Below are 23,192 nucleotides of genomic sequence, written 5' to 3' on the forward strand. Positions count from 1 at the left end.
TCAGGTGGGGGAAGCGGGCGGGCCGCCGTCCGGCATCTGCCCGACGTGGAACGTCGGGTTCCGCCGCAGTTTGTTGCGGATAATGTAGGCAAGGTTCAGCGCGCTGCCGATCATTCCGATCGGCAGGCCGCGCAGGCTGGGGTTGCGGGGCAGAAGGCGAAGCATCGTGCGGGCCAGCGCACCATCATTGGAAATCCAGGCCGTCTGGCCAGGGGGCATGTCGGCGCTGTGCGCCTTGGCCCATTGCCGGTGCAGGCTGAGCTGGCTTAGCAGCGACAGCGCTTCGGGAGAGCCGGGGGTGTAGCGCCAGGTCTTGCGGCCCTGCGCATGGACGAAGCGCGGTTCGCCGTTGCGCAGCGTGGCAAGGCGCTGGAACAGGCCGAAGTCGCCCGGCAGCATGTCATGGGCGATGTCACGGCCAGTTTGCAGCGGAGTGACCGGAACCTGCGCGAAGTCGGTTCCGCCCAGAAGACCGCCCAGGACGTCCTGGTCCCCCGTGATGAAGCGCGGGTCAGCGGTCTGGTAGAGGTCCGAGCGCAGCAGGGATTTCCAGCGCTCCAAGAGCGGCTGGTGCCGCGCGGTGACGCTGACGACGCAAGAGTTGACGGTGTAGCCCAGTTCGCGCGCGATGGGCTGGCCGATGGCGATGGTGCGGCCGCCGGTGCCGGCGTGACGGCTGCGAAAGCCTTCCTGAGCCACAAGGATCGTGTCATCGGAAAGGTAGCGGAAATAGCCCGAGAGATCGGCTGTCACCATCAGGTCGGCGTCCAGCCAGGTGATGCGCCGGATGTCGCGGGCAAGCATCTGTTCAAGGAGGTACGGCTTGATGTTCCAGAACGTGTCCTCGGCCCACAGGTCTTGGTGCAGGACGACGTTCGGTTGTCGGCCCAGCCAATCGAGAGCTGTCGAGCCAAGGTTGCGCGCCGGCAGGTGCAGGCGGGACCCCGGGCAATTGCGCCCCAGGCTGACGGCCAGCAGTATCAGTGCCGGCAGGTCCTGCTCGCGATCCTCGAAGGTGAGGAAGTCCATCTGCACCGGGCTCCTTTGCGTGTCAGCCGACTGTCGGTCTTACCCCTTCACCGCCTTCACGATCTTCTCGGCCCCGTCCTTCAGGTCGTCGGCCGCGATGACGTTCAGGCCCGACTTGCGGATGATGTCCTTGCCAAGCTCGACGTTCGTCCCTTCCAGCCGCACCACCAGCGGGACCTTGAGGCCGACTTCCTTCACCGCGGCGATCACGCCTTCGGCGATGATGTCGCAGCGCATGATGCCGCCGAAGATGTTGACGAGGATGCCCTTCACCTGCGGGTCGGAGGTGATGATCTTGAAGGCTTCCGTAACCTTCTCCTTCGTCGCGCCGCCGCCCACGTCGAGGAAGTTGGCCGGTTCGGCGCCGTAGAGCTTGATGATGTCCATCGTGGCCATCGCAAGGCCCGCGCCGTTGACCATGCAGCCGATCTCACCATCCAGCGCGATGTAGTTCAGGTCGAATTTCGAGGCGGCGAGTTCCTTCGGGTCTTCCTCGGTCTCGTCGCGGAGGGCGGCGATGTCGGGGTGGCGGTAGATCGCGTTGCCGTCGAAGCCCATCTTGGCGTCCAGAAGGCGGAGGGTGCCGTCCTTGAGCAGACAGAAGGGGTTGATCTCCAGCATGTCCATGTCCTTGTCGAGGAACAGCTGGTAGAGCTTCTTCACGATCCCCACGCATTGCTTGACCTGCCCGCCGGAGAGGCCGAGGGCGAAGGCGACGCGGCGGCCGTGGAAATCCTGCAGGCCGGTGGCGGGGTCGATGGTGAAGGTGTGGATCTTCTCGGGCGTGTCATGCGCCACGTCCTCGATACTCATCCCGCCTTCGGTGGAGGCGACGATGGAGATGCGGCTGGTCTGCCGGTCGATCAGGAAGGCGAGGTAGAACTCGCGCTCGATGTCCGAGCCGTCCTCGATGTAGATGCGGTTGACCTGCTTGCCTGCCGGCCCGGTCTGGATGGTGACAAGGGTGCGGCCCAGCATCTGGCGGGCGAATTCGGCGGCCTCGCCCACGCTGCGGGCAAGGCGGACGCCGCCCTTTTCCCCGGCCTCGGGTTCCTTGAAATGGCCCTTGCCGCGGCCCCCGGCGTGGATCTGCGACTTCACCACCCAGAGCGGGCCGTCAAGCTCGCCCGCGGCGGTCTTGGCGTCCTCGGCCTTCAGGACCACGCGGCCGTCACTGACCGGGATGCCGTAGCTGCGCAGAAGCTCTTTCGCCTGGTATTCGTGGATGTTCATGGGGCGCCCCTTGGGTATCACGGTCGGGAAGTGGTCAGGGGCGTTCTGGCATGGGTTCGTTTCCGATCCAAACGGCAAATGCCTGTAATGCGGGCGAAATGCCGGGAAAATGAACGATGTGATCACATTTCTGAAACGTGTGATCACACGATGGAAAAGCGTGATCACATGGTGGCGGTAACGCCAGATCAGGGCGCGAATCACCGGCGGCATGGCCAGATTGACAAGGATCGGGGCGCTTGCGAAGGCTGGGCGGCAAACAGAGGAGGCCCTCATGCCGCGCCCAAGCGCCAACGACATCACGCAAGAAACCCTGCCGAAGATCAGCCATGGTCGCGGCGTTTACCTGTGGGATGTATCGGGGCGACAATACATCGACGGCTCGGGCGGGCCTGCGGTGTTCTCCATCGGGCATGGCGACCCACGGGTGAACGCGGCGGTGGCGCGGCAGATGGAGAAGGTGGCCTATGGCTACCGTTACCTGTTCACCACCGATCCGCTGGAGGAGATGAGTGCGATCATCTGCAAGGCCACGGGGCTGGCGGACATGGTCTATACGACCAGCGGCTCCGAGGCGGTGGAAAGCGCGGTGAAGATCGCTTTGCAGTACCATTTTGACCGGGGCGAGCCAGGGCGGGTGAAGTTCATCGCGCGGCAGCGGTCCTGGCATGGCAACACGCTGATGGCAACGGCGCTGTCGGGGTTCGAGGACCGGCAGCGGGCGTTCGCCGGGGCCCTGCCGGTGGTGGGCCGGGTGAGCGCGGCGAATACCTACCGGCTGCCCGAGGGCGTCACGCGGGAGAAGCTCGTCGCGCATCTGGCGGCGGAGCTGGAATCAGAGATCCTGCGGCTGGGGCCGGAGACGGTGGCGGGCTTCCTCTTCGAGCCGGTCGTCGGGGCGGCGGGCGGGGCTTTGCCTGCGCCGGAGGGCTACGCCAAGGCCGTGGCCGAGGTCTGCCGCCGTCACGGGGTGCTGGTGATTTGCGACGAGGTGATGTGCGGCTCGGGCCGGACCGGGGTCTGGCGGGCCTCGGAAGAGGACGGGATCACGGCGGATATCATCACGGTGGCGAAGTCCTTGTCGGGGGGCTATCTGCCTTTGGGGGCGGCGGTCTACACGAAAGGCATCGCCGATGTTATGGCGGCAGGCCATGGCGGACCGCTGACGGGGCACACCTATACCGGACACACGGCCTGTCTGGCGGCCGGGGTGGCGGTGCAGAAGATCGTGGAGGAAGAAGGTTTGCTGGCGCGCATCCGGGACAAGGGGCCGCGCTGGCGGTCGGACCTGCGGGCGCGGATGGCACATCTGCCGCAGGTCGGCGACGTGCGGGGCCGGGGGTTCTTCATCGGGGTGGAGCTGGTGGCGGACCCGGAGACGAAGGCTCCGTTCGCGGCGTCGCTGGGGGTGAACGGGCGCATCCGGGCCGAGGCGCTGCGGCGCGGGCTGATCTGTTACCCCTCGGGCGGCCATGTCGACGGGGCGGCGGGGGATACGGTGATCCTCGCGCCGCCGTTCAATGCAAGCGACGCCGAGCTGGACGAGATCGCCGACAAATTGGTCGCGACGCTGGAGACGGTGCTGGCGGGGCTGCCGAGCTGAGCGCCGGAAACTTGGAAGTTTCCGGACCGGAGCCTTTTAAGGCTCCGGAACGATTTCTTCGAAGAAATCGATGGCCCGTCAGTTCAGGAACACGGCGAAGAGCATGGCGTCGCCCTGGACGAAATCCTCGAAGTCGCGCCAGGACTGCATGCTCATCTGGGGGCCCTTCTCGGCGTAGGGCAACAGGCCCTCGCCCTGGATCCAGGTGATCAGATCGACGGGCGGCGGGTTGTCGAAGGCCTTCTTCAGGTTGATCCCGGCCTCGGCCCCGAAGCGCCAGTGCGGGATCAGGACTTCGCCTTTCAGGAGCTTCTCGGCATCGGCCAGCACGGCCTGCCAGCGGTCGCCGGTGCCGGGCGGCATGGTCAGCCCGAGGCCGGAGACCTGATGATCGTTCGGGACCCATTCACCGGTGTTGTCGGTCTCCAGCGCGACTAGGGTCCAGAAGCGGCGGTTCTCCTCGATCATCGACAGGAAATGGCCATAGGCGTCCTGCGCCAGCGCCTTGTCGGGGGTGTTCGAGAGGGCGTGGAGGACCATTGCTGCGCGGTCGACCTGACGGCCGAACATCATGTCCATCGCGTTGTTGGGCGGCGTCGTGCCCCAGAGGGCGTAGATCGCCTTGGACGAGTCGAGGACGCGCTGGATCGCGGGTTCCGGGTCGTAGGCCAGAGCGGTCGAGGCGAAGCCGGAGAGGAAATGGGTGTAGGCGGAGAGCCAGGCGGCGTCGGCGGTGTCGAAGGTGATGACCGGGTCTTCGACCTGAACGCCGGATCTGCGACCGCCACCGAGGGCCATGCCGGTGACTTCGGCCAGGCCTTCGCCGGGCTCGCGGCTGCCGTTCGCGTTGATGTCGAACCAGAGGTCGGCGACGCGGATGGGGAGCTGGAAGGGCTTGTCGCCGAGTTGGGCGAGGGCCTCGCGCGAGGCGTCCATATCGGCGTCGAGGTTCTTGATCAGGGCGGTGAAATCGGCGGCCTGGAAGGGGATGGCGTTCGGGTTTTCCGGGATGGGGAGGCGGAGGATCGGAAGCTCGGACCAGTCGGCCTTGACCCCTGTCTGCCAGCGGAGTTGCAGGGCCTCTTCGATGCCGCCGAGGAAGCGGAGGCCCGCAAGGGCGAAGAGGTCTTCGTTGCTGGGCGAGGGGAGGGCGGCGAGACGGGCTTCGGTGGGCGCGAGGCCGGTGCGGGCGATTTCCTCGGAGAGGGTTTCGGCCGAGAGGGGGGTGGCGAGGAGAAGGGCGAGGGCGAGGGTGCGCATGGGGGTCTCCTTTGTTCAGGAGAGTGTGGGGGGCCGTGGGTGACTGCGCAAGGTGGGGAAGGCCTCAGGTGGCGGACCAGAGGACCTGACCGCGGGGGAGGAGTGTGGGGAGGCGGGTGGCGATGAAGCCTGCAGCTTCGATCGCGGTCGCCACCTGGGATTCCGGGACATGGTAGGGCGGGCGGTCGGGGTGGGTGACGACGCCGTCGGGTTGGCGGGTGGGGCCGGGGGCGTCGGAGAGGAATGTGGTGAAGAGGGCGGCGCGGAGGCTCGGGAAGCGGCGGAGGTTTGTCAGGGCGGCTTGCAGGGCGGAATGGGGCAGGTGGGTGAAGACGCCGAAGGCGATGGCCAGCGTGATGGTGTCGGGAATGCCGGGGAAGGCGAAGGTGGCGTCCTCGACCAGATGGTCTTCGGGGAGTTGGGTGGGGTCGGGGAGTTCGGTGAGGCGACCGTGCCGCATCAGGGCGAGGGAGGCGTCGGTGCCCCAGTAGTGGCCGGGGCGAAGAAAGGGGACGGCCTTGTGGCCGAGACGGAGGGCGCCGCAGCCGATGTCGAGGACGTGGTCCTCGGGCGTCATTCCGGCGGCTGTCAGGGCGGCCATCTGGGCGCGGCCCGTCTCGTCCCAGCGGCCGCCGACGATGTCGCGGTGGCGGCCCTTCGCGATGGCGTCGTCATAGAAGCCGGGGGCGAGGTAGGGAGAGGCGAGGCGGGTCAGGCCTTCGGGTCCTTCTTGGCGGCGGCCTTCATGCGGGCGAGGAGGTCTTCCTGGGACTCGCGGGGGGGCTTGACCGACTTCGGGGCGCCCTTCTGGGCGTGGTCGGGGCCGCGAAGGGTGCTGCGGGCGCCCTTGGGGTTGCCGGATTTCGAGTAGTCCATCGGGAGGCCTCCGGGGGATGGTGTGGCCCTTGGGGATGCCGGATTCGGGGGGCGGGGGCAAGGGGGTGTGGGAGTGTCCACGGTGGACAGTTTTTTCGAGTGAGCTATTTCAAGGGGTTGGTCGCGGACGTTAGGGTAATGTTAAGGTTTGTGACCCGGGAGTTCGGGTCCGGCCCCCCCACCCCATCCCTCCCCCACGAGGGGGAGGGAGGCGCTTTGCCGGTGAGCGTGGTGCGGGGTTTGGGGCGGGGGAGACCGGGGTAGGGTGGGTGGCAACCCAACGATGACGCGGCGGCGGTGGGTTGCCACCCACCCTGCGGAGAGTCGGGGCGAGCCCCGACCTACAGGTCGAGGGCGCCCTGGCGGTGGGGGGCTTCCTCACGCGCGGCGCGCTTGAAGGTGTCGTCGCGGCGGGCGGGGAGGTGGACGGCGCGTTCCCGCAAGGCCATCGCCTGTTCGACGGTGACGATTTGCAGGCGGGGGACGGGGGCGAAGCCGGGTTCCTCGTGCAGGCCCGCAGAGGCGGCCTCGGCGATCATGGGCTTGGTCGGCTCGGTCAGGGTCAGGAACACGCCGACCCCGGCGCGTTCGCGGTCGAGCACGCCCTTGAGGTCACGGATCATGCTGACGCCGATGTTCTCACCCGCCTTGACGCTGACGATGCCGAGCGTGGTGCCCTTGGCCCCGAAGTAGAGCCGCCCGTCAAGGCCGCGGTCCGCGCCCTTTTTCCCGAAGTTGCCGGGCTGGGCGGCGATGAGGGAGAGCGCCCATTTTTCGAACTCGTGGTATTTGCCACGGGCGGCGAGGTCGCGGGCGGCGTGAATATCCTGCGGGACGCCGTGGGTCTGGAACTGGACGGCCGGAAAGGCATCGCGCAGGCGCTTTTCGATCAGGCCGATGGCGAGGTGGGTGACGTCGATGCCGATCCATTGCCGCCCGAGCTTTTCCGCCGCATGGACGGTGGTGCCGCAGCCGCAGAACGGGTCGAGCACCACATCGCCGGGGTTGGAGGAGGCGTTGAGGATGCGTTCGAGGAGCGCGACGGGCTTCTGGGTGGGGTAGCCGAGACGTTCCTGGGCTTGGGAGTTGATTGGGAAGATGTCGGTCCACACCGAGGAAATTGGAGTGCCCTTCATTTCATCGAGGTAGCGCTTGAAACGAGGCGCGCCGGACTTTGTGTAAACAAGTCGGCCCTCGTCATGCATCTGCTGCATGCGTTCCCGAGTCCACCTCCAGACCTTCGTTACTCCTTGCCATTCGTAGTTCAGGTTCGGTCGGTCGGGGTTTGGGTTGGTGCAGTCGCCGAGAGTGTATTGGCGTCCGGTGCCCTCTTCGATATTGCCGTAGTGGGACTTGATGTAGCTTTCTGAGTGGGGAAGAAACTGCGCGTTCCATATCGCGGGTTCGCCCTTGCGATAGAACAGAATTACGTCGTGCGACGAAGAGAAGCGCGTGAAAGCATGCGCTTTTGTGTTGGTGCGTTGCCAGACTATTTCGTTCGTAAAAGCGTGCTTCCCGAACACCGCATCCAGCAGGATCTTCAGGTAGTGGCTCGCTGTCGGGTCGCAGTGCAGGTAGAGGCTGCCGGTCGGCTTCAGCACCCGGTGCAGCTCGATCAGGCGGGCAGCCATCATGGCAAGGTAGGCCATCATGTCGTTCTCGCCCAGAAAGCCGCGCATGGCGCGCAGCATCTCGGCGGCGGCGCTGTTGCCCGAGCGGAGGACATCGGCGAAGGCGGCTTCTGCGCTGTCGTTCCAGTGCCAGGTGTCGTCGAAGGCCTCGATCTGGGCGGCGCTGCCGGAACCGTCGGGGGCCTTGAAGAGGACGTTGTAGCCCGCGTTCGAGTTGAAGGGCGGGTCGAGGTAGATGAGGTCCACGGACTCGCTCGCGATGCTGTCACGCAGGACGGTGAGATTGTCGCCGTAGTGCAGGTGGTTGGGCATCGGATCCCCTTCGCGCGCAGGATGGGGAATCCTATGCGGGGGGAAGGGTTAAGCGCAAGTGAACGGGTGGGGACGGTGGGCGGATTGCAGGGCCTGCGGAAAGGGGAGGTTCGGCGATCCGGCAGGCTCATGGATGCATGAATCTTTTTGACCTTTACGGAATCCGGTCCAAACCGCACCGTCATTGCAGGTTCACGACGACAGGCGCTCCGGACGCCTCGGTCGTGGGGCTTGGCAACAATGAATGGCGGGACCGTGTCGGTCTGTCGGGCCGCGCGACGCTTCGCCGGGCGCGGAACCGGCCCCCCTCGCATGAGGCGGAGGGGCCCGCCTCGCGAACGTCACCCACAACAAGGAGAAGTCACTTGCAGAAGTTCCTGATTTCCACCGCGGCCGTCCTTCTGGGCACCGCAGCCAATGCCGAATGCGGCGACATCTCGATGGCGGTGTTCAGCTGGCAGGCGGCCGAGGCGCATGCCTATGTCGACCAGTTCATCCTGACCCATGGCTACGGCTGCAACGTCGAGATGGTCGCTGGCGACACCGTACCGACGGTCGCGTCCATGGTCGAGAAGGGTCAGCCGGACCTTGTTTCGGAAGGCAATCCGGGTGCGATGGGCGCCACCTATGCCGACGGCCTGGCAGAAGGGCGCATCGGGCCGATTGGCCCGGGGATCATCGAGGGGTCGGAGTCCGGCTGGTACATCCCGCAATACGTCGCCGATGCGCATCCCGACATCAAGACGGTGGAAGACGCCGTTGCCCATCCCGAACTGTTCCCGGCTCCGGAAGATGCCAGCAAGGGCGGGGTGATCCAGGGTCCGCAGGGCTGGGGCGACACGGTGGTCACGGCGCAGCTGTACAAGGCGCTGGACCTTGACAACAAGGGCTTCATGCTGGTGCCCTCGGGCTCGGCGGCGGCGCTCGACGGGGCCATCGTCAAGGCCTATGAGCAGAAGCAGGGGTTCATTGCCGCCTATTGGGCGCCGACCTCGCTGCTGGCCCAGTATCCGATGCTGCGCCTGACCATGGCGCATGACGCCGACGAGTGGACGCGCTGCACCACGGTCCAGGACTGCCCCGATCCGAAGCCGAACTACTGGGAGTCCTCGCCGGAGCTCCGGATCGCGACCAAGGCCTTCATGGATCGCACCGATATCCCGGAGGTGAAGGACTATCTGGCGAACAGTGGCTGGACGCAGGCCGAGGTCGGCAAGCTGATGATCTGGATGACCGAAAACCAGGCGAACGGCGAAGACGCCGCCAAGTGGTTCATCCAGAACATGCCCGATGTCTGGACCAAATGGGTTCCCGCCGACGTGGCGGAAAAGGTCAAGGCTGCGGCGATGTAACCGGTTGTGCCGGAATGGCGGGGCCCCGGACCATCGGGGCCTCTTCCTGTCTGACTTCAGAGGCCGCTCATGGACTGGCTCATCAGCTTCCCGCAACTCGACCCCGACCTGCTGTTGTCCGTCAAACGGGCCATCGACGGGTCGCTCAAGGCCCTGACCCGGACCTGGGGCCAGGGGATCGAGGATTTCTTCCATCCGCTGCAGGTGATCCTGATCCTGTTCGAGCGGGCGATGACCGGAGTGCCGTGGCCCCTGGTGATCCTGGCGCTTGGGGCGGTTGCCTGGGTGTCCACCCGGTCGTGGCGGATCGTCGCGGTGGCGGTGGCGCTTTTGTGCGCCGTCGGCCTTCTGGGGCTGTGGGAAGATGCGATGCTGACCATCTCGCTGGTCCTGACATCGACGATCTTCGCGATCCTGATCGGGCTGCCGCTGGGCATCGTGATGAACCGATACCCCCGCCTCGGTCGCGTGATGTCGACGGTGCTGGACGTGATGCAGACGATGCCGCCCTTCGTCTACCTCATCCCGGTGGTGATGCTTCTGGGCATCGGGCGGGTGCCGGGCTTCATCGCGGTGGTGATCTACGCCCTGCCGCCGATCATCCGGCTGACCGACCTTGGCATCCGGCTGGTCGACAAGGAAGTGCTGGAGGCGGCCGAGGCCTATGGCTGTTCGCCGAACCAGAAGCTGTGGAAGGTGCAACTGCCGCTCGCCTTGCCGACGATCATGGCAGGGATCAACCAGACCATCATGATGGCGCTTGGCATGGTGGTCATCGCCTCGATGATCGGGGTGCAGGGGCTGGGGTTGAACGTGTTGCAGGCCATCGCGAACCAGTATTTCACCCAGGGCATCTTCAACGGTTTCGCCATCGTCGCGATCGCCATCATCTTCGACCGCATCAGCCAGGCCTACGGCCGCCGCCTGCAGAAACATCGGGAGGCCGGACATGACTGAGGCGCAGAGCATCGAGATCCGCAACCTCTACAAGATCTTCGGCGGCAATCCGGCGGCGCATGTGGGCGCGGTGCGGGCGGGCATGTCCAAGGCTGACCTTGGCAGCAAGCATGGGCATATCCTGGGGCTGAGGGACATCAACATCTCCATGCCCGCGGGGAAGATACAGGTTGTCATGGGGCTTTCGGGGTCGGGCAAGTCGACCCTGATCCGCCACATCAACCGGCTGATCGAGCCGACCTCCGGCCAGGTGCTGGTCAACGGACAGGACGTCCTGCGCATGTCGGAGTCCGAGTTGCGGGACTTCCGGCGGACGCATACGGCGATGGTGTTCCAGAAGTTCGGCCTTCTGCCGCACCGGACCGTCATCGACAACGTGACCTTCGGGCTGGAAGTGTGCGGGATTGGCCCGGACACGGCGCGGAAGACGGGCCTGCGCTGGCTGGACCGGGTGGGGCTTTCCGGTTTCGAGGCGCGGTATCCGAAGGAGCTGTCGGGGGGCATGCAGCAACGTGTCGGCCTAGCGCGCGCCTTGGCCAGCGATGCGCCGATCCTTCTGATGGACGAGGCCTATTCGGCGCTTGATCCCCTGATCCGCACCGACATGCAGACCATGCTCCTCGACCTGCAGGCCGAGCTGAAGAAGACCATCGTCTTCATCACCCACGATCTGGACGAAGCCCTGCGCCTGGGCGACGGGATCGTCATCTTGCGCGATGGCGAGGTGGTGCAGGCCGGCGACAGCCAGTCGATCCTGCTGCGCCCCGCCGACGACTACATCTGCCGCTTCGTGCGCGACGTGAACCGGGGGCGCTTCCTGCGCGTGGAGTCGGTGATGGAGGAGACCCCGGGCGACGGCATGCCCATCGCCTCGGGCACGGTTCTGGAGGCTGCCGCAGCAGCGCTTACCCGCGAGGGGCAGGATGCGGCCCTGGTGATGGACGGGGCGCGGCGGCTGGGTCGGCTGACCTTGCGGCAGATCACGTCGGCCCTGTCTGCCGGATAGGGCGGCCCCCGTTCAGGGGTCAATCCCGGCACGGCCTGCTTCCGCCATCAGTTCCGCCGCCAGCCAGGATTTGACCAGTTCCACCTGCGAAGAGGCCCTTCGACCGGTCGCCACAACGAGGTTGTAGGCCGCCGGCGAGATGATTTCCCGGTCGCCGACCCGGACAAGGACGCCTGAGGCCAGATCGTCGCCCAGCAGCATCCGCCAACCCATCGCGATCCCCGCCCCGGCCCGTGCGGCCGCCAGCGTGTCGGTGAAATAGGTAAACCGCAACGTGGCGCTGGCCTGCCGGGGCCGCGTTCCGGTTTGCGCGAACCAGTCGGCCCAGCGGTACCAGCTGCGATCCGGGACATCCTGTTCGATCAGGTCGAAGGCGCAATCCGGAAAGGCGGAGAGGTCCTGGCGCGCGGCATAGCCGGGGGCGCAGACCGGCAGGATCACGTCCCGTGCCTTCGCCACCACATCGCCATCCGGGAAAGACCCCTGACCGAACCGGATCACCATGTCGGCCTCGCCGCCGTCCAGGTCGATCCTGTCGTCGCGGGACACGACCCGGAAGGCCGCCGTTGGATGCACCGCGCGGAACCGCAAGAGCCGCGGGACGAGCCAGAGATGCGAAAAGGCGACCGGTGCCCCGATGGTCACCACATCCTTCGACGTCGTGCGCATCGCGTCGATGGCTTCGGCCATGCCGTAGAAGTTGTCGGCCAGCACCCGGCCCAGCATCAGGCATTCCGCCGTGGGCTGCACCGCCCGATGCGCCCGGACGAAGAGCGGGCGACCGAAATCCTCTTCCAGCGCGGCGATCTGGCGGCTGACGGCGGCCTGGGTCACGCCAATCTCGCGCGCGGCGGCGGAGATCGAGCGATGACGGGCGACGGCCTCCAGGGCGACGAGGGCGGTCAGGGACGACAGCTTGCGACGGAAGTGCATGGGTAACTCCTGCTTGCTGCAATCTGCATCAATTTCAGCCTCAACGATACTTCATGTTATGGATACCGATAGAATTGGTGATCTTGAGTGAAAAGGACGTTGCGTTAGTCTCTGGCGAAGCTTGCGGGAGATGCCCATGAACGATCACGCCCCACCCCATGCCCGTCGCCGCGGAGGCCGGGCGGTCGTGGCCGCCGCCCGTCAGGCGGAACGCATCCCGCGCCTGTCGGTCATCCGCTACGGTATCGACCCCGTTACGGCCCTGACCGAGGCGGAGCTTGACCGCATCCACGCCGCCTCGATGACGATCCTGCGCGACATCGGGATCGAGTTCCGCGACGAGACCGCAGTTGTCCAGTGGCGCGCGGCGGGGGCGGATGTTCAGGGCACCCGCGTGCGGCTGAGCGAGGCAATGATCATGGAATTGATCGCCAGGGCGCCCGACCGCTTCACGATCCATGGCCGCAACCCGGACCATGTGGTCGAGATCGGCCCCGACACGATGGTCTTCGCCACGATGCAGGGCGCGCCCTGCGTGCGTGACCTTGATGGCGTGCGCCGTGCCTCGACGCTGGAGGACCTGCGCAATTTCAACCGGCTGACCCAGTCGCTGCCCGGCTTCCACATCGCGGGCGGCTTCACCTGCGAGCCGACCGACGTCGCGGTGCCCTGGCGCCACCTGGAAATCGTGCGGACGGCGCTTCTCGACACGGACCTGCCGTTCTTCGGGCTGGCGACCGGCCAGGCCCGGGCCGAGGACTGCGTCGCCATGGCGCGGCTGGTGCATGGCGACTTCATGGACGAGCACGCGGTGATGGCCTGCCATATCTCGGGCAATTCGCCGCTGGTCTGGGATTCCACGATGCTGGAAGGCCTGCGGGTCTATGCCGAGGCGGGGCAGGTCGTGCTGATGTCGCCCTTTGTGCTGGGTGCCGCGAACACCCCGGCCGACGTGGCGGCGACCGTGGCGCAATTGAATGCAGAAGCGCTTGCCGGATTGGCCTATGCCCAGTTGGTGCGGGCGGGAACGCGGGTGATCTACGGGCAATACACGGTTTCCGTCTCGATGAAGTCCGGGGCGCCGATGTCGGGCATGCCCGAGGTGACGCTGATGAACGTGATGATCGGCCAGCTGGCCCGACGCTACGGCCTGCCCTGGCGGACAACGGCGTCGCAGGCATCGTCCAAGCTTTTCGACGCGCAATCCGGTTATGAATCGGCCACGGCGATGATGTCGGGGGCGACGGCGGGGGCGAACCTGATGCTGCACGCGGGCGGCTGGGACGAGGCGGGCCTGGTCTGCTGCATGGGCAAGATCGTGGCCGATGCCGAACAGAACCTTCTGATCGCGAAATATGCCCAAGGCGTCAGCTTCGACCGGTTCGACGAGGCGCTGGAGGCCGTCACGCGCATCGGTCCCGGCGGACATTATCTCGGCGATGCCTTCACGCTGAAGCACTTCCGCGAGGCCTTCATCGCGCCGGAGATGCTGGACTACCTGAGCCACGAGCAATGGAAGGCCGCGGGCGAGAAGAGCATGGACCAGCGCTGCCGCGAGAAGGCGGCAGAGATCCTCGCGGAGTTCGAGGCGCCGCCCATTGACCCCGCCTTGCGCGCCGCCTTGGACGAGTTCGTGACAATGAGGCAGGCCGAAATCTCTCCGGCGATTGCCTGACGGTCAGCGCGCCTCGGCCGCCAGCCAGTCGACGAACTGCCGCACCGCCTTGCGAGGGCGGGCGGCTTTCGGCGTCAGGATGTGGAAATACATGTCGGTTTGCAGCACCTGCGGCAGGGCCTGGACGATGCGGCCCTGTTCCAGCGCGCGGTCGGCAGTGATCCGCCAGCCAAGGGCCAGCCCCTCCCCCGCTTCGGCGGCCTGCAACGAGACGAGCGAGTCGTTGACCTGCATCGTGACAGGCAGCCTGCCCGACAGCTCGACACCCAGGGCGCGCAGCCATTCGGCCCAACCGATGCGAAAGCGCAGCGGGTCGACATAGAGGATCAGCCGGTGGTTCAGCAGCTCGGCCGGATCCCGCAACGGATGGTCGGCCAGATAGGCCGGGCTTGCCACGGCGAAGATCTCCTCGCGCCAGAGCCGGATTGCCTCGTAGTCCGGCCAGACCCCGTCGCCGAGCCGCAACTGCACGTCGATGCCATGCGCCATCATGTCGGGATCGCGGTCGAAACACCGCACATCGACCTTGAGGTCGGGCAAGGACGACCGCAGGCGCGGCAACCGTGGCAGAAGCCATTCCGTCGCCATGATGGTCGAGCAACTGACCACCAGCGTGTCCTTCTGCGCGGCGGCGCTGATGTCGCCCACCGTCTCGGCAATCGATCCGAAGCCCCGCGCCACCGAGGCGAAGAGTCTTTGGCCCTGCGTGGTCAGGGTCAGCGCCCGGTTCTCGCGCAGGAAGAGCGGATGGCCGAGGGTATCTTCCAGCTGCTTCACGGCATGGCTGACCGCCGACTGCGTGATCGACAGTTCCTCTGCCGCCTTCGAGAAGTTCAGGTGACGGGCCGAAGCTTCGAACACCATCAGCCCGTGCAGCGAGGGCAGGCTTTGGCGCAGGGTGCGGCGGATCGTGTTCATGGGTCCATGAATCTTATTGGCCTTTACGGATCACCCCACCAGGGGCACCCTTTGGCGCACAGATTACAAGGAAATCAACACCATGTCATCCGATCCGCTGCTTCAGCCCTACCGGCTGAAGCACCTGGCCCTGCGCAACCGCATGATGTCGACGGCGCACGAGCCTGCCTATACCGACGACGGCCTGCCGAAGGAGCGCTATCGCCTCTACCACTCGGAAAAAGCCAAGGGTGGCATGGCCTTGACCATGATCGGGGGGTCTTCGGTCATCGACCTCGACAGCCCGCAGTCCTTTGGCCAGATCCAGCTGCACAAGGACGAATGCGTGCGCTGGCTGGGGGAACTGGCCGATGACGTGCATTCGCACGGCGCGGCGGTGATGATCCAGATGACCCACATGGGCGCGCGCGGGAGGTGGAGCACGGCGGAGTGGCTGCCGCTGATCGCGCCCTCGTCGATCCCCGAACCCGTCCACCGCGCCTTCCCGAAGGCGATGGAGGACTGGGATTTCACCCGGGTCCTGAAGGCCTATGCCGATGCGGCGGAAAAGGTGCAGGCGGCGGGGCTGGACGGGATCGAGCTGGAATGCGCCTCGCATCTGGTGGCGCAGTTCATGTCGCCGGGGACGAACAAGCGGACGGACCAGTATGGTGGCTCGGTCGAGAACCGGTTGCGGTTCCTGCGCGAGGTCATCGGCGCGATCCGCGACCGGATCGGCGAGCGGATGATCCTTGGCGTCCGCATGGTCTGCGACGAGGACTGGCAGCGGGGTCTGGTCAAGGACGACGGCGTGGCCATGGCGCGTCTGTTGAAAGACGACGGGCAGATCGACTTCCTAAGCGTGATCCGGGGCCGGGCTGCGACGGACGAGGCGTTGTCCAAGGTCATCCCGTCGATGGGGTCGCGCTCGGCCCCGCATCTGGAGTTCGCCGGAGAGCTGCGCCAGGAGGTGAAGTTTCCCACCTTCCACGCCGCCCGCATCCAGGATGTGCCGACCGCGCGCTATGCCATCGAGGCGGGCAAGCTGGACATGGTGGCGATGACCCGCGCCCATATCGCCGACCCCCACATCACCCGCAAGATCATGGCGGGGCAGGAGGACCGGATCAGGCCCTGCGTCGGCATGGGCTATTGCATCGACTCGATCTATGGCGGCCAGGCGGCCTGTGTCCACAATCCCGCGACCGGGCGTGAGTCGGTCCTGCCGCATGACGTGCCGAAGGCGGCTGCCCGCAAGAAGGTGGTCGTCGTCGGCGCGGGGCCCGGGGGGCTTGAAGCGGCCCGGGTGGCAGCGGAACGCGGCCACGATGTCGTGGTCTTCGAGGCGGCCTCCAAGGCCGGGGGACAGATCCAGTTGATCGCCGCCCTGAAGCGGCGGCGGGAAATCCTCGGCATCGTCGACTGGCGCGTGTCCGAGTGTGAGCGGCTCGGCGTGCGGTTCCACTTCAACACCTGGGCCGAGGCGAGCGACGTGCTTGCCGAAAGCCCGGACTATGTGGTGGTGGCAACCGGCGGCCTGCCGAGCTTTGACCTTCTGTCGCACGGTCAGGATCTCGCGACCTCCAGCTGGGACATCCTGTCGGGGTCGGTCATGCCGGGGCGCCAGGTCCTTGTGATCGACAACAACGGCAGCCATTCGGCCATGACGATTGCCGAATACCTGTCGGAACGCGCCGACACCCTGGAATTCGTGACCTCGGACCGCATTCTTGCGCCCGAGATCGGATCGACCAGCTATCCGGGCTACCTGCGTGTCCTGCACAAGGCCGAAGCCACGATGACCATGAACCTGCGGATTGACCGGCTTGAGACGCGGGGAAACAAGATCGCCGCGATCTTCACCGATGAATTCGCCGGGGTCGAGCGGGTGAAAGAGGCCGATCAGGTGGTGGTCGACTATGGCACCGCGCCCCTGGATGACCTTTACTTCGCGCTGAAGGAAGGTTCGGTGAACCGTGGCGAAGTCGATATTGCGGCGCTGCTGAAAACCCGGCCCCAGACCTTGAAAGTCCAGGACGGATCGTACCGGCTGTTCCGTATCGGCGATGCCGTGGCCAGCCGCAACATCCACGCCGCGATCCTGGATGCCTATCGCCTGATGATTGCGGCGTGAGGGGAAAACGGGGTCATCCCGCCGCCGCGACGGCTGCGGGCCTGCCCGCCGAAGCGAGGCGTTTCAGCGCCTCGGACACCTCGACCCGGCGGTAGGTTTCCGTCGCCAGCCCCTCGGGCGAGCGCAACCGCTGCCGGGATTGCTGCGCCCGTTGACGGCCTTCGGGGGCAAGGTCGGCGTCGCAGGCGACCAGCCAGCGGGCATAATCGTCGTCGGCTTCCTTGATCGGGATGCCGCTTGACGACACTGCCCCCGGGGCGCGGCGCGCGGCAACCAGTTCGGCCACCGGGCGCAGCGTTTGGGAAGGGTTGAACTCGGTCCGCTTGTCGGTCCCGGAGATCTCCAGATCGCCCCCGCTCAGGCGTCCGGTCGCACTGTAGACAAAGGCCGAGGCGATGCGGTCAAGCGCGGCCTCCACCTCCTTCGGGCGGTGAACGACGTCGCGCAAGGGACGGTCGGGAATGGCAAGCCGGGTGATGCCACGATCATTGATCGCGTCGAGAATTTCCCGGTGATCCTCGGTGCGCAATATCACCTCGCGCCGGGCAGGCCAGAAATCATAGGGCGCATGCGCGCCGTGGCTTTTTCCGATGTGGAAGGCATAGATCTCGGGATAGACCGCCCGGCTCGTGCGACGCTCGGGCTTCGCGTCGTAATAGGCCATCATCGCGCATTGCAACAGGTGGGTGGCGCCCACGCCCCCAAGCGGTTCATCTATCACCAGCCCGAAACGGTCCAGCGCCGTCCATCCGGGGAAAAGCGCGTCCAGTCCGGCAGGCTGGCCACCGATCCGGATCTCGAACATCTCGGTGCGAAGCAGTGATACGACGTGCATGAGGGATGCTCCCGTGGTCTCAAATGGTGCCGAAGGGGATTGATAGCGGACGGCTTTTCAGTCTTTCCCGCCGCGCTTCGGCAAGATTCTAGGCGCGTCCATGCTCCGCGGCAATGGCCGGGAGCGGATGGCGCCTGGATTGTCCGGTGGAATTCCCCTTCCGATCAAGCCGGTTGATTCTCGTGCGGGATCGACATCGGCAATGCACATGGGCCTCATCGATCATCGTGCCCATGGATTGTGTCTGCACTGGGAAACCCGGTCTGTTGGCACCATGCGGGAAGACCGTTTGTCATGTGGCCCGCGCAGGCGGCTTCGACGCAGGTGGAAAGGCTGGCAAAGTGAAATGCCTTTCCGACGAGAGACGGGCCGTAGTGGGCGTATTTTCCGGAGTTTGTTGCGATGTTGCGGATTGAGCCCGACACGATCGGCTCGCCGATCAGGCACCAGCAGGTGTCGTTCAGGAAGCGACCGCCGAAAGCGTGTATCCGTTCGACCAGGCCTGCATCCTTGGCCTGTGAAAACACCTCGCGCCCGCACGCAATGATGAGAGCGACCTCCGGATGCTTCAGCCGCCCGTCGCAGAGCTGCGCCAGTGCCGCGATCTCGGTCAGCGAGAAATGCGGGTTGCCGAGGGAGACGAGGTCGACGTCCGGGCTGGTGGCGCTGTTCAGTTCGGCCCAGGTTTCGGCGAGGTCAGCGTGGCTGATGGCATGGCGGGGCAATCCGGTCAGGTCGGGGTCCATCGCCCCGGGCGTGATGCCGCGGATGTGGAACATGGCGGCGGCAGACGTGGTGGCGAATGCCGCGCCGAAGGCCTTGAGGTCATCATGGCTTGCGGGCAGGTGCTCCATCCCGCAGATCACCGGGATGTTGTTGGGCGAGAGCTTGCCGACCAGATAGCCGAGCAGGGGATAGAAGGCGTCGTCCACCCCGGCCAGTGGCGGCAAATCAAGGCGCAGGGTGGGTTTGCGGTGTTCATCCAGATAGCAGTCGAGCGCCGGGGCGCGGCCGGTCAGGGCCACGAGGATGTCGAGGTAGTCGGGGTATTTCAGCGTCCGCGCGCCAAGGACTGAATTGGCAAAGACCACTGCATTGGATTCGCCCCAGGCGATGCGCTGGCCGGGCTTTGGCGCCGGGTCGAGGAGGTAGGGCGCGCAGGTGTAGGTGGGTTTGACCCCCATCGCGACATAGGCCTCGGCCAGGTCTTCGGACGCCAGCCCGAGCGCCTCGGGCACGCCCTGCGCCCGCCAGGTTTTCCGGTCAATGCAGATCGCGTTCATGGTCGAGGGGATGCGGACCCTGCCGCCAAGTTCGACCAGCCGACGGGCAAAGCGCAGGCCCGCCGGGCCGTGGTAGAATACGCCGTCCATATGGGCCATCTCGACGTCGATCAGTTCGCGTGCGCCCTCGATGCGCGCGACGTGCAGGATCAGGCGCATGGCAAGGCGCGACGCTTCGCCCTCGGCCGCGTCCAGAAGGGCAAGGTCGCGCGGGGTCAGGTTGAAGCCTGAGGGGTCGAGGTCGGGCAGGTATGCGGCGGATGCGAGCGAACCTGCCGGTGCCGCGGCAATCCGGTCGCCGTCGATCCGGGCGAAGGGCATCCCGGCCAGCGCATCGAAATCGGCCTTTTCGAGGAGAAGGACCGGAATGCCGCGCTGGAAAAGCTCCAGCCCGATCAGGACTCCCAGGGTCAGGATCGTCTCGCGATGGCAGAAGACCAGTGCAGCCGGGGCGTGGCCGTTCATAAGAAGCTCGAACATGACCAGAGAGCCCGAGCAGGAGCCGCGTCCGCTGGGGATGGCGAGGACCTTGCCCGCAACGGATTGGCCCTGCAGCGGATGGTGCGTGTCGATCACCACCCCCGTTGCCGGATCGACCCCGCCCATGAAGCTGAGCCCGACGTCGGCGTGCAGGAGAGCGCCTGCCGCCTGGCCCGCGATCAGCGCCTTGCCGTTGAGGACATGTGCCATGGGGTTTCCTTCCGGTCGGGTCAGATCACGAGGCCGTTGTTCACATGCAGCGACTGGCCGGCAATGTAGCCCGCCGGGCCGGACGGGAGGAAGGCCACGGCCGCCGCTACCTCTGCCGGGCGACCCGGGCGGCCAAGCGGGATCCGGCTGTTTGCGGCGAGCCTCTCGGTATCGGGGATGGCATCGGCGGTACCTGCATCCTTTGCGATCAGCCCGGGCACGACGCAGTTCAACGTCACGCCATGCGGCGCGAAATGCATGGCAAGGCTTTTCATCCCGGACTCGATTGCGGCCTTCGAGGCGATCTCCGGCGCGACGACCGCCCCGATCCCGGACGACGCCCCGGGAGATGTGGCAACCTTTCCAGACATGGGTCGCTTCCTTGCATGGGCTATCGAGTGGAGAAATCCGGTCGGTCCCGCCGGTCAGTGCCCGAGCACCTGCGACAGGAACAGGCGGGTCCGGTCGCTTTTCGGGTTGCCGAAGAAGTCCTCCGGCGGAGCTTCCTCGATGATCTCGCCCTTGTCCATGAAGACCACCCGGTCGGCCACCTTGCGGGCAAAGCCCATCTCGTGCGTCACGCAGATCATGGTCATGCCTTCCTGGGCGAGCGTGACCATGACATCCAGCACCTCGGCGATCATCTCGGGGTCAAGCGCGCTGGTCGGTTCGTCAAAGAGCAGGATTTCCGGCTGCATGCAGAGCGCCCGGGCGATGGCGACGCGCTGCTGCTGGCCGCCGGAGAGCTGGCCGGGATACTTCTGCGCCTGATCCGGGATGCGAACCTTTTCCAGGTAGCGCATGGCGGTCGCCTCGGCATCGGCGCGCGAGGTCTTGCGGACCAGCATGGGCGCGAGGGTGCAGTTCTCCAGCACGGTCATGTGCGGGAAGAGGTTGAACTGCTGGAAGACCATGCCGACCTCGCGCCGGATTTCGTCGATCAAGCCGACGTTGTCGTCAAGCGTCGTGCCGAAGACGCGGATCGTGCCGCCGTCATGTTCCTCCAGCTGGTTGATGCAGCGGATCATGGTGGACTTGCCGGAACCGGAGGGGCCGCAGACCACGACCTTTTCACCCTTGGCCACGGTCAGGCTGATGCCTTTCAACGCGTGGAAGGTGCCGTAGAACTTGTCGAGATCGGTCAATTCGATGGCGGGGGCGGTCAGGTCCATGCGGTCAGTCCTTGCGGTGGCCGACGTTCATCCGGGCTTCCAGATAGGCGCCGTAGCGCGAGAGGCCGAAGACGAAGGCGAAGTAGATGGCGGCGATGAAGACGTAGACTTCGGCATAGGCGAACTTCCACTCGCCGGTCTTGAAGGCGGTGTTTCCGGCGGCCAGAAGCTCCATGAAGCCGACGACGACGATCAGCGAGGTTTCCATGAAGGCGATGACGAACTGGTTGATCGTGGCGGGCAGCGCGAGGCGGAAGGCCTGCGGCAGGACGATGCGGCCCATGCGCTGCCAGTAGGAAAGGCCCAGGGCCTTGGCAGCCTCTTCCTGGCCCTTGGGGATGCCCTGGAACCCGCCGCGGATGATCTCGGCCTGGTAGGCGGCGAAGAAGAGCGCGGCGCCGAAGACGACACGGTAGAGCTTTTCGCCGATCAGGAAGCCGGGCAGCATGAAGGGCAGCACGATGGCGCAGGTGAAGAGGATCGAGAGCAAGGGCAGCGAGCGGATCGTGTCGATGATCCAGCCCGAGACGCGCGCGATGACCGGGTAGTCCGAGCGGCGGAGGAGGGCGAGGCCGATGGCGAGCGGCATGCCGATGATGCCGGTCGCGACGAAGACGAAAAGCGTCAGCGGCAGGCCGCCCCACTGCTGTTCGTTGACGGAGGCCAGTCCGAGGATACCGCCACGCATCAGCGTGTAGAAGACGATGGTGCCGATGGTCCAGGTCAGGGCCAGCTTGCCGAAGCTCCACATCCTGGGCAGGCAGGACAGCACGATCACCCCGGCGACCACAAGGCAGGCCAAGGCGGGGCGCCATTGTTCCTCGTAAGGGTAGATGCCGAACAGGATCACCCGCCAGCGCGTCGCGATGACCGACCAGCAGGCGCCGCCCTTGGCCGCGCAGGTTTCCTGCGTGCCGCTGGCGTCGAAGGTGGCGTGGATCAGGCCCCAGTCCAGGAGCTTCCACAGGATGAAGCCGAGGATCGCGGCGCTGAGAAGGGTCATCAGCGCCGACAGGGGCGAACCGAAATAGGCCTTGCGCAGGCGTCTCAGGCGCGCGGAACCGGCAGGAGCGGTCATGTCGCCCCCGTGGTCTGGTGGCCCTTGAGAGCGATGGCGCGGTTCAGGCGGTTCAGCACGGCGGCAAGGCTGAAGTTGATCAGGAGGAAGCCGCCCATCAGGATGGCGATGAACTCCAGCGTCTGCCCCGAATGGGTGATCGACGAGGCGATGACCATGAAGAAGTCGGAGAAGCCGACGGCGATGCCAAGGGTCGTCGCCTTGATGAGCCAGACATACTGGTTGATCAGGATCGGCAGCATGGCGCGGAAGGCCAGCGGAAACCGGACGCGGGAAAACACCTGCCAGGGCGACAGGCCGAGGGCATTCGCAGCCTCCATCTGGCCGCGACCCACGGCCTTGAAGCCGCCGCGGACGATCTCGCCGACATAGGCCGCGCCGTAGGTCATGATGGCGATGGCAAGGGCGTAGAATTCGGGCTGGATGCGGAAGCCGCCGTCGATCTTCAGGCCGGCAAGCTTAGGCATGGTGATCCAGGGTTGCGAGGGGTCATGGCCCAGAACCACCGCCAGGGCGGCAAGCGCCAGTCCGGCGGCGGTGCTGCAAAGTGCGAGGCGGCGCTGGCGGGTGGGCTCGATCTGCCGGAAGCGGCGGGAGGCGAGGATCCAGACGGCGAGGGCGGCGCTGACCAGGATCGCCAGCACGGCCAGCGCAACGGTTCCGCGCCCGATGACCAGGCCCGGCAGGTAGATGCCGCGCGCGTTGAGCAGCGCGCCCGCGAAGGCGAGAGAGTTGCGCGGGTTCGGCAGGGCGTTCGCCAGCGCGTACCAGAAGAACAGTTGCAGGATCAGCGGCAGGTTGCGGAACAGCTCGATGTAGATCGTGCCGAGCAGCCGCGCGGCAGGGTTCCTGCCGGACCGCATCAGGCCGACGATCAGGCCAAGGATCGAGGCCCCCGCAAGGCCGATCACGCCCATGAACAATGTGTTCAGCAATCCCATCAGCAGATACCACCAATAGGGATCGGTCGTCGTGGTCTCCATCAGGGTGAAGTTTATTTCCCAGCCCGTCGACTTCCACAGGAAGCCGAAGCCCGAGGTCAGGCCCTGTGCCGACAGGTTGGCGCGCGCGGTCAGGGTGGCGCCGATGATCAGCGCGACCAGGACGGCGACGAAGCCGGCCTGGATCGCGGCGCCGCGAAATCTCTTGCTGCGCCAGATGGACGGTGCGGCCATGGGACTGCCCTCAGCAGATGGGAAAGCCCGTGGCGGCAGGTCCGCCACGGGCGATGTTCGG

The 23,192-nt window shown here is 66.0% G+C and carries 20 protein-coding genes; 6 read left to right on the forward strand and 14 right to left on the reverse strand.

The genetic code is table 11. The annotated features are described in order from the left end of the window. Together JNL31_RS14280 and sucC are read right to left on the reverse strand one after the other, a co-directional pair. The gene (locus tag JNL31_RS14280) at positions 1-1,029 is read right to left on the reverse strand and encodes a hypothetical protein (RefSeq protein ID WP_294974479.1); all 1,029 of its coding nucleotides are present in this window, start codon (positions 1,027-1,029) and stop codon (positions 1-3) included. A gap of 39 nt (positions 1,030-1,068) precedes the next feature. Next, complete coding sequence (gene sucC / locus JNL31_RS14285; RefSeq protein WP_294974481.1) at positions 1,069-2,262, reverse strand: ADP-forming succinate--CoA ligase subunit beta; 1,194 nt, start codon at positions 2,260-2,262, stop codon at positions 1,069-1,071. A gap of 274 nt (positions 2,263-2,536) precedes the next feature. Between sucC and JNL31_RS14290 the strand changes: the two genes are divergently transcribed. Continuing rightward, positions 2,537-3,865, forward strand: coding sequence for an aminotransferase class III-fold pyridoxal phosphate-dependent enzyme (locus tag JNL31_RS14290; RefSeq protein WP_294974484.1), 1,329 nt, complete (start codon positions 2,537-2,539; stop codon positions 3,863-3,865). Between the two features lie 78 nt (positions 3,866-3,943). On the opposite strand, the gene JNL31_RS14295 is transcribed toward JNL31_RS14290, so the two are convergent. The 4 genes from JNL31_RS14295 to JNL31_RS14310 form a co-directional block, all read right to left on the reverse strand. Then, on the reverse strand, positions 3,944-5,125 hold the full coding sequence (locus JNL31_RS14295; RefSeq protein ID WP_294974486.1) for a hypothetical protein: 1,182 nt from the start codon (positions 5,123-5,125) through the stop codon (positions 3,944-3,946). 64 nt (positions 5,126-5,189) lie between these two features. Then, complete coding sequence (locus JNL31_RS14300; protein WP_294974487.1) at positions 5,190-5,726, reverse strand: class I SAM-dependent methyltransferase; 537 nt, start codon at positions 5,724-5,726, stop codon at positions 5,190-5,192. A gap of 110 nt (positions 5,727-5,836) precedes the next feature. Next, the gene (locus JNL31_RS14305; protein ID WP_294974491.1) at positions 5,837-6,001 is read right to left on the reverse strand and encodes a hypothetical protein; all 165 of its coding nucleotides are present in this window, start codon (positions 5,999-6,001) and stop codon (positions 5,837-5,839) included. Positions 6,002-6,342: 341 nt separating this feature from the next. Next, positions 6,343-7,944, reverse strand: a complete 1,602-nt coding sequence (locus JNL31_RS14310) for a site-specific DNA-methyltransferase (RefSeq protein ID WP_294974493.1) — start codon at positions 7,942-7,944, stop codon at positions 6,343-6,345. Between the two features lie 365 nt (positions 7,945-8,309). Between JNL31_RS14310 and JNL31_RS14315 the strand changes: the two genes are divergently transcribed. The 3 genes from JNL31_RS14315 (at position 8,310) to JNL31_RS14325 (ending at position 11,259) form a co-directional block, all read left to right on the forward strand. Beyond that, entirely contained in the window at positions 8,310-9,296 is a 987-nt protein-coding gene (locus tag JNL31_RS14315) for a glycine betaine ABC transporter substrate-binding protein (RefSeq protein WP_294974496.1), read from the forward strand. Positions 9,297-9,365: 69 nt separating this feature from the next. Next, positions 9,366-10,253, forward strand: coding sequence for a proline/glycine betaine ABC transporter permease (locus JNL31_RS14320; protein WP_294974499.1), 888 nt, complete (start codon positions 9,366-9,368; stop codon positions 10,251-10,253). Further along, positions 10,246-11,259 (forward strand): glycine betaine/L-proline ABC transporter ATP-binding protein, encoded by a 1,014-nt coding sequence (locus JNL31_RS14325; protein WP_294974502.1) that lies wholly within the window; start codon positions 10,246-10,248, stop codon positions 11,257-11,259. Before JNL31_RS14320 ends, JNL31_RS14325 begins: the two co-directional genes overlap by 8 nt. 12 nt (positions 11,260-11,271) lie before the next feature. Here JNL31_RS14325 and JNL31_RS14330 read toward each other — a convergent pair whose 3' ends face one another. Beyond that, positions 11,272-12,192, reverse strand: a complete 921-nt coding sequence (locus JNL31_RS14330) for a LysR substrate-binding domain-containing protein (protein ID WP_294974505.1) — start codon at positions 12,190-12,192, stop codon at positions 11,272-11,274. Positions 12,193-12,328: 136 nt separating this feature from the next. On the opposite strand from JNL31_RS14330, the gene JNL31_RS14335 reads away from it, so the two are divergent. Then, positions 12,329-13,867: a trimethylamine methyltransferase family protein gene (locus JNL31_RS14335; protein WP_294974507.1), complete on the forward strand. Its 1,539-nt coding sequence runs from the start codon at positions 12,329-12,331 to the stop codon at positions 13,865-13,867. Between the two features lie 3 nt (positions 13,868-13,870). On the opposite strand, the gene JNL31_RS14340 is transcribed toward JNL31_RS14335, so the two are convergent. Beyond that, positions 13,871-14,785, reverse strand: coding sequence for a LysR substrate-binding domain-containing protein (locus JNL31_RS14340; protein ID WP_294974510.1), 915 nt, complete (start codon positions 14,783-14,785; stop codon positions 13,871-13,873). An 82-nt stretch (positions 14,786-14,867) separates the two neighbouring features. On the opposite strand from JNL31_RS14340, the gene JNL31_RS14345 reads away from it, so the two are divergent. After that, positions 14,868-16,898 (forward strand): NADH:flavin oxidoreductase, encoded by a 2,031-nt coding sequence (locus tag JNL31_RS14345; RefSeq protein WP_294974513.1) that lies wholly within the window; start codon positions 14,868-14,870, stop codon positions 16,896-16,898. A 13-nt stretch (positions 16,899-16,911) separates the two neighbouring features. Here JNL31_RS14345 and JNL31_RS14350 read toward each other — a convergent pair whose 3' ends face one another. The 6 genes from JNL31_RS14350 to JNL31_RS14375 all read right to left on the reverse strand — a co-directional run bounded on the left by JNL31_RS14350 (position 16,912) and on the right by JNL31_RS14375 (position 23,131). Further along, complete coding sequence (locus tag JNL31_RS14350) at positions 16,912-17,733, reverse strand: hypothetical protein (RefSeq protein WP_294974515.1); 822 nt, start codon at positions 17,731-17,733, stop codon at positions 16,912-16,914. Between the two features lie 215 nt (positions 17,734-17,948). Beyond that, positions 17,949-19,706 (reverse strand): aconitase X, encoded by a 1,758-nt coding sequence (locus JNL31_RS14355; protein WP_294974518.1) that lies wholly within the window; start codon positions 19,704-19,706, stop codon positions 17,949-17,951. A 20-nt stretch (positions 19,707-19,726) separates the two neighbouring features. Continuing rightward, positions 19,727-20,077 (reverse strand): SDR family oxidoreductase, encoded by a 351-nt coding sequence (locus JNL31_RS14360; protein ID WP_294974520.1) that lies wholly within the window; start codon positions 20,075-20,077, stop codon positions 19,727-19,729. Between the two features lie 54 nt (positions 20,078-20,131). Next, the gene (locus JNL31_RS14365) at positions 20,132-20,878 is read right to left on the reverse strand and encodes an amino acid ABC transporter ATP-binding protein (RefSeq protein WP_294974523.1); all 747 of its coding nucleotides are present in this window, start codon (positions 20,876-20,878) and stop codon (positions 20,132-20,134) included. Between the two features lie 4 nt (positions 20,879-20,882). After that, positions 20,883-21,956: an amino acid ABC transporter permease gene (locus tag JNL31_RS14370; RefSeq protein WP_294974524.1), complete on the reverse strand. Its 1,074-nt coding sequence runs from the start codon at positions 21,954-21,956 to the stop codon at positions 20,883-20,885. Further along, entirely contained in the window at positions 21,953-23,131 is a 1,179-nt protein-coding gene (locus tag JNL31_RS14375) for an ABC transporter permease subunit (protein ID WP_294974526.1), read from the reverse strand. Before JNL31_RS14375 ends, JNL31_RS14370 begins: the two co-directional genes overlap by 4 nt. Positions 23,132-23,192: the final 61 nt, after the last annotated feature.

The organism is Tabrizicola sp., from assembly GCF_016792905.1.
Lineage (GTDB): Bacteria > Pseudomonadota > Alphaproteobacteria > Rhodobacterales > Rhodobacteraceae > Tabrizicola.

What these genes read in the sequence shown, in the direction of transcription:
- JNL31_RS14350 (WP_294974515.1), bottom strand. Translation starts at nt 17,733, where the DNA reads ATGCACGTCGTATCACTGCTTCGCACCGAGATGTTCGAGATCCGGATC.
- sucC (WP_294974481.1), bottom strand. Translation starts at nt 2,262, where the DNA reads ATGAACATCCACGAATACCAGGCGAAAGAGCTTCTGCGCAGCTACGGC.
- JNL31_RS14335 (WP_294974507.1), top strand. Translation starts at nt 12,329, where the DNA reads ATGAACGATCACGCCCCACCCCATGCCCGTCGCCGCGGAGGCCGGGCG.
- JNL31_RS14325 (WP_294974502.1), top strand. Translation starts at nt 10,246, where the DNA reads ATGACTGAGGCGCAGAGCATCGAGATCCGCAACCTCTACAAGATCTTC.
- JNL31_RS14330 (WP_294974505.1), bottom strand. Translation starts at nt 12,192, where the DNA reads ATGCACTTCCGTCGCAAGCTGTCGTCCCTGACCGCCCTCGTCGCCCTG.
- JNL31_RS14295 (WP_294974486.1), bottom strand. Translation starts at nt 5,125, where the DNA reads ATGCGCACCCTCGCCCTCGCCCTTCTCCTCGCCACCCCCCTCTCGGCC.
- JNL31_RS14370 (WP_294974524.1), bottom strand. Translation starts at nt 21,956, where the DNA reads ATGACCGCTCCTGCCGGTTCCGCGCGCCTGAGACGCCTGCGCAAGGCC.
- JNL31_RS14305 (WP_294974491.1), bottom strand. Translation starts at nt 6,001, where the DNA reads ATGGACTACTCGAAATCCGGCAACCCCAAGGGCGCCCGCAGCACCCTT.
- JNL31_RS14300 (WP_294974487.1), bottom strand. Translation starts at nt 5,726, where the DNA reads ATGGCCGCCCTGACAGCCGCCGGAATGACGCCCGAGGACCACGTCCTC.
- JNL31_RS14375 (WP_294974526.1), bottom strand. Translation starts at nt 23,131, where the DNA reads ATGGCCGCACCGTCCATCTGGCGCAGCAAGAGATTTCGCGGCGCCGCG.
- JNL31_RS14365 (WP_294974523.1), bottom strand. Translation starts at nt 20,878, where the DNA reads ATGGACCTGACCGCCCCCGCCATCGAATTGACCGATCTCGACAAGTTC.
- JNL31_RS14290 (WP_294974484.1), top strand. Translation starts at nt 2,537, where the DNA reads ATGCCGCGCCCAAGCGCCAACGACATCACGCAAGAAACCCTGCCGAAG.
- JNL31_RS14345 (WP_294974513.1), top strand. Translation starts at nt 14,868, where the DNA reads ATGTCATCCGATCCGCTGCTTCAGCCCTACCGGCTGAAGCACCTGGCC.
- JNL31_RS14280 (WP_294974479.1), bottom strand. Translation starts at nt 1,029, where the DNA reads ATGGACTTCCTCACCTTCGAGGATCGCGAGCAGGACCTGCCGGCACTG.
- JNL31_RS14360 (WP_294974520.1), bottom strand. Translation starts at nt 20,077, where the DNA reads ATGTCTGGAAAGGTTGCCACATCTCCCGGGGCGTCGTCCGGGATCGGG.
- JNL31_RS14355 (WP_294974518.1), bottom strand. Translation starts at nt 19,706, where the DNA reads ATGGCACATGTCCTCAACGGCAAGGCGCTGATCGCGGGCCAGGCGGCA.
- JNL31_RS14320 (WP_294974499.1), top strand. Translation starts at nt 9,366, where the DNA reads ATGGACTGGCTCATCAGCTTCCCGCAACTCGACCCCGACCTGCTGTTG.
- JNL31_RS14310 (WP_294974493.1), bottom strand. Translation starts at nt 7,944, where the DNA reads ATGCCCAACCACCTGCACTACGGCGACAATCTCACCGTCCTGCGTGAC.
- JNL31_RS14340 (WP_294974510.1), bottom strand. Translation starts at nt 14,785, where the DNA reads ATGAACACGATCCGCCGCACCCTGCGCCAAAGCCTGCCCTCGCTGCAC.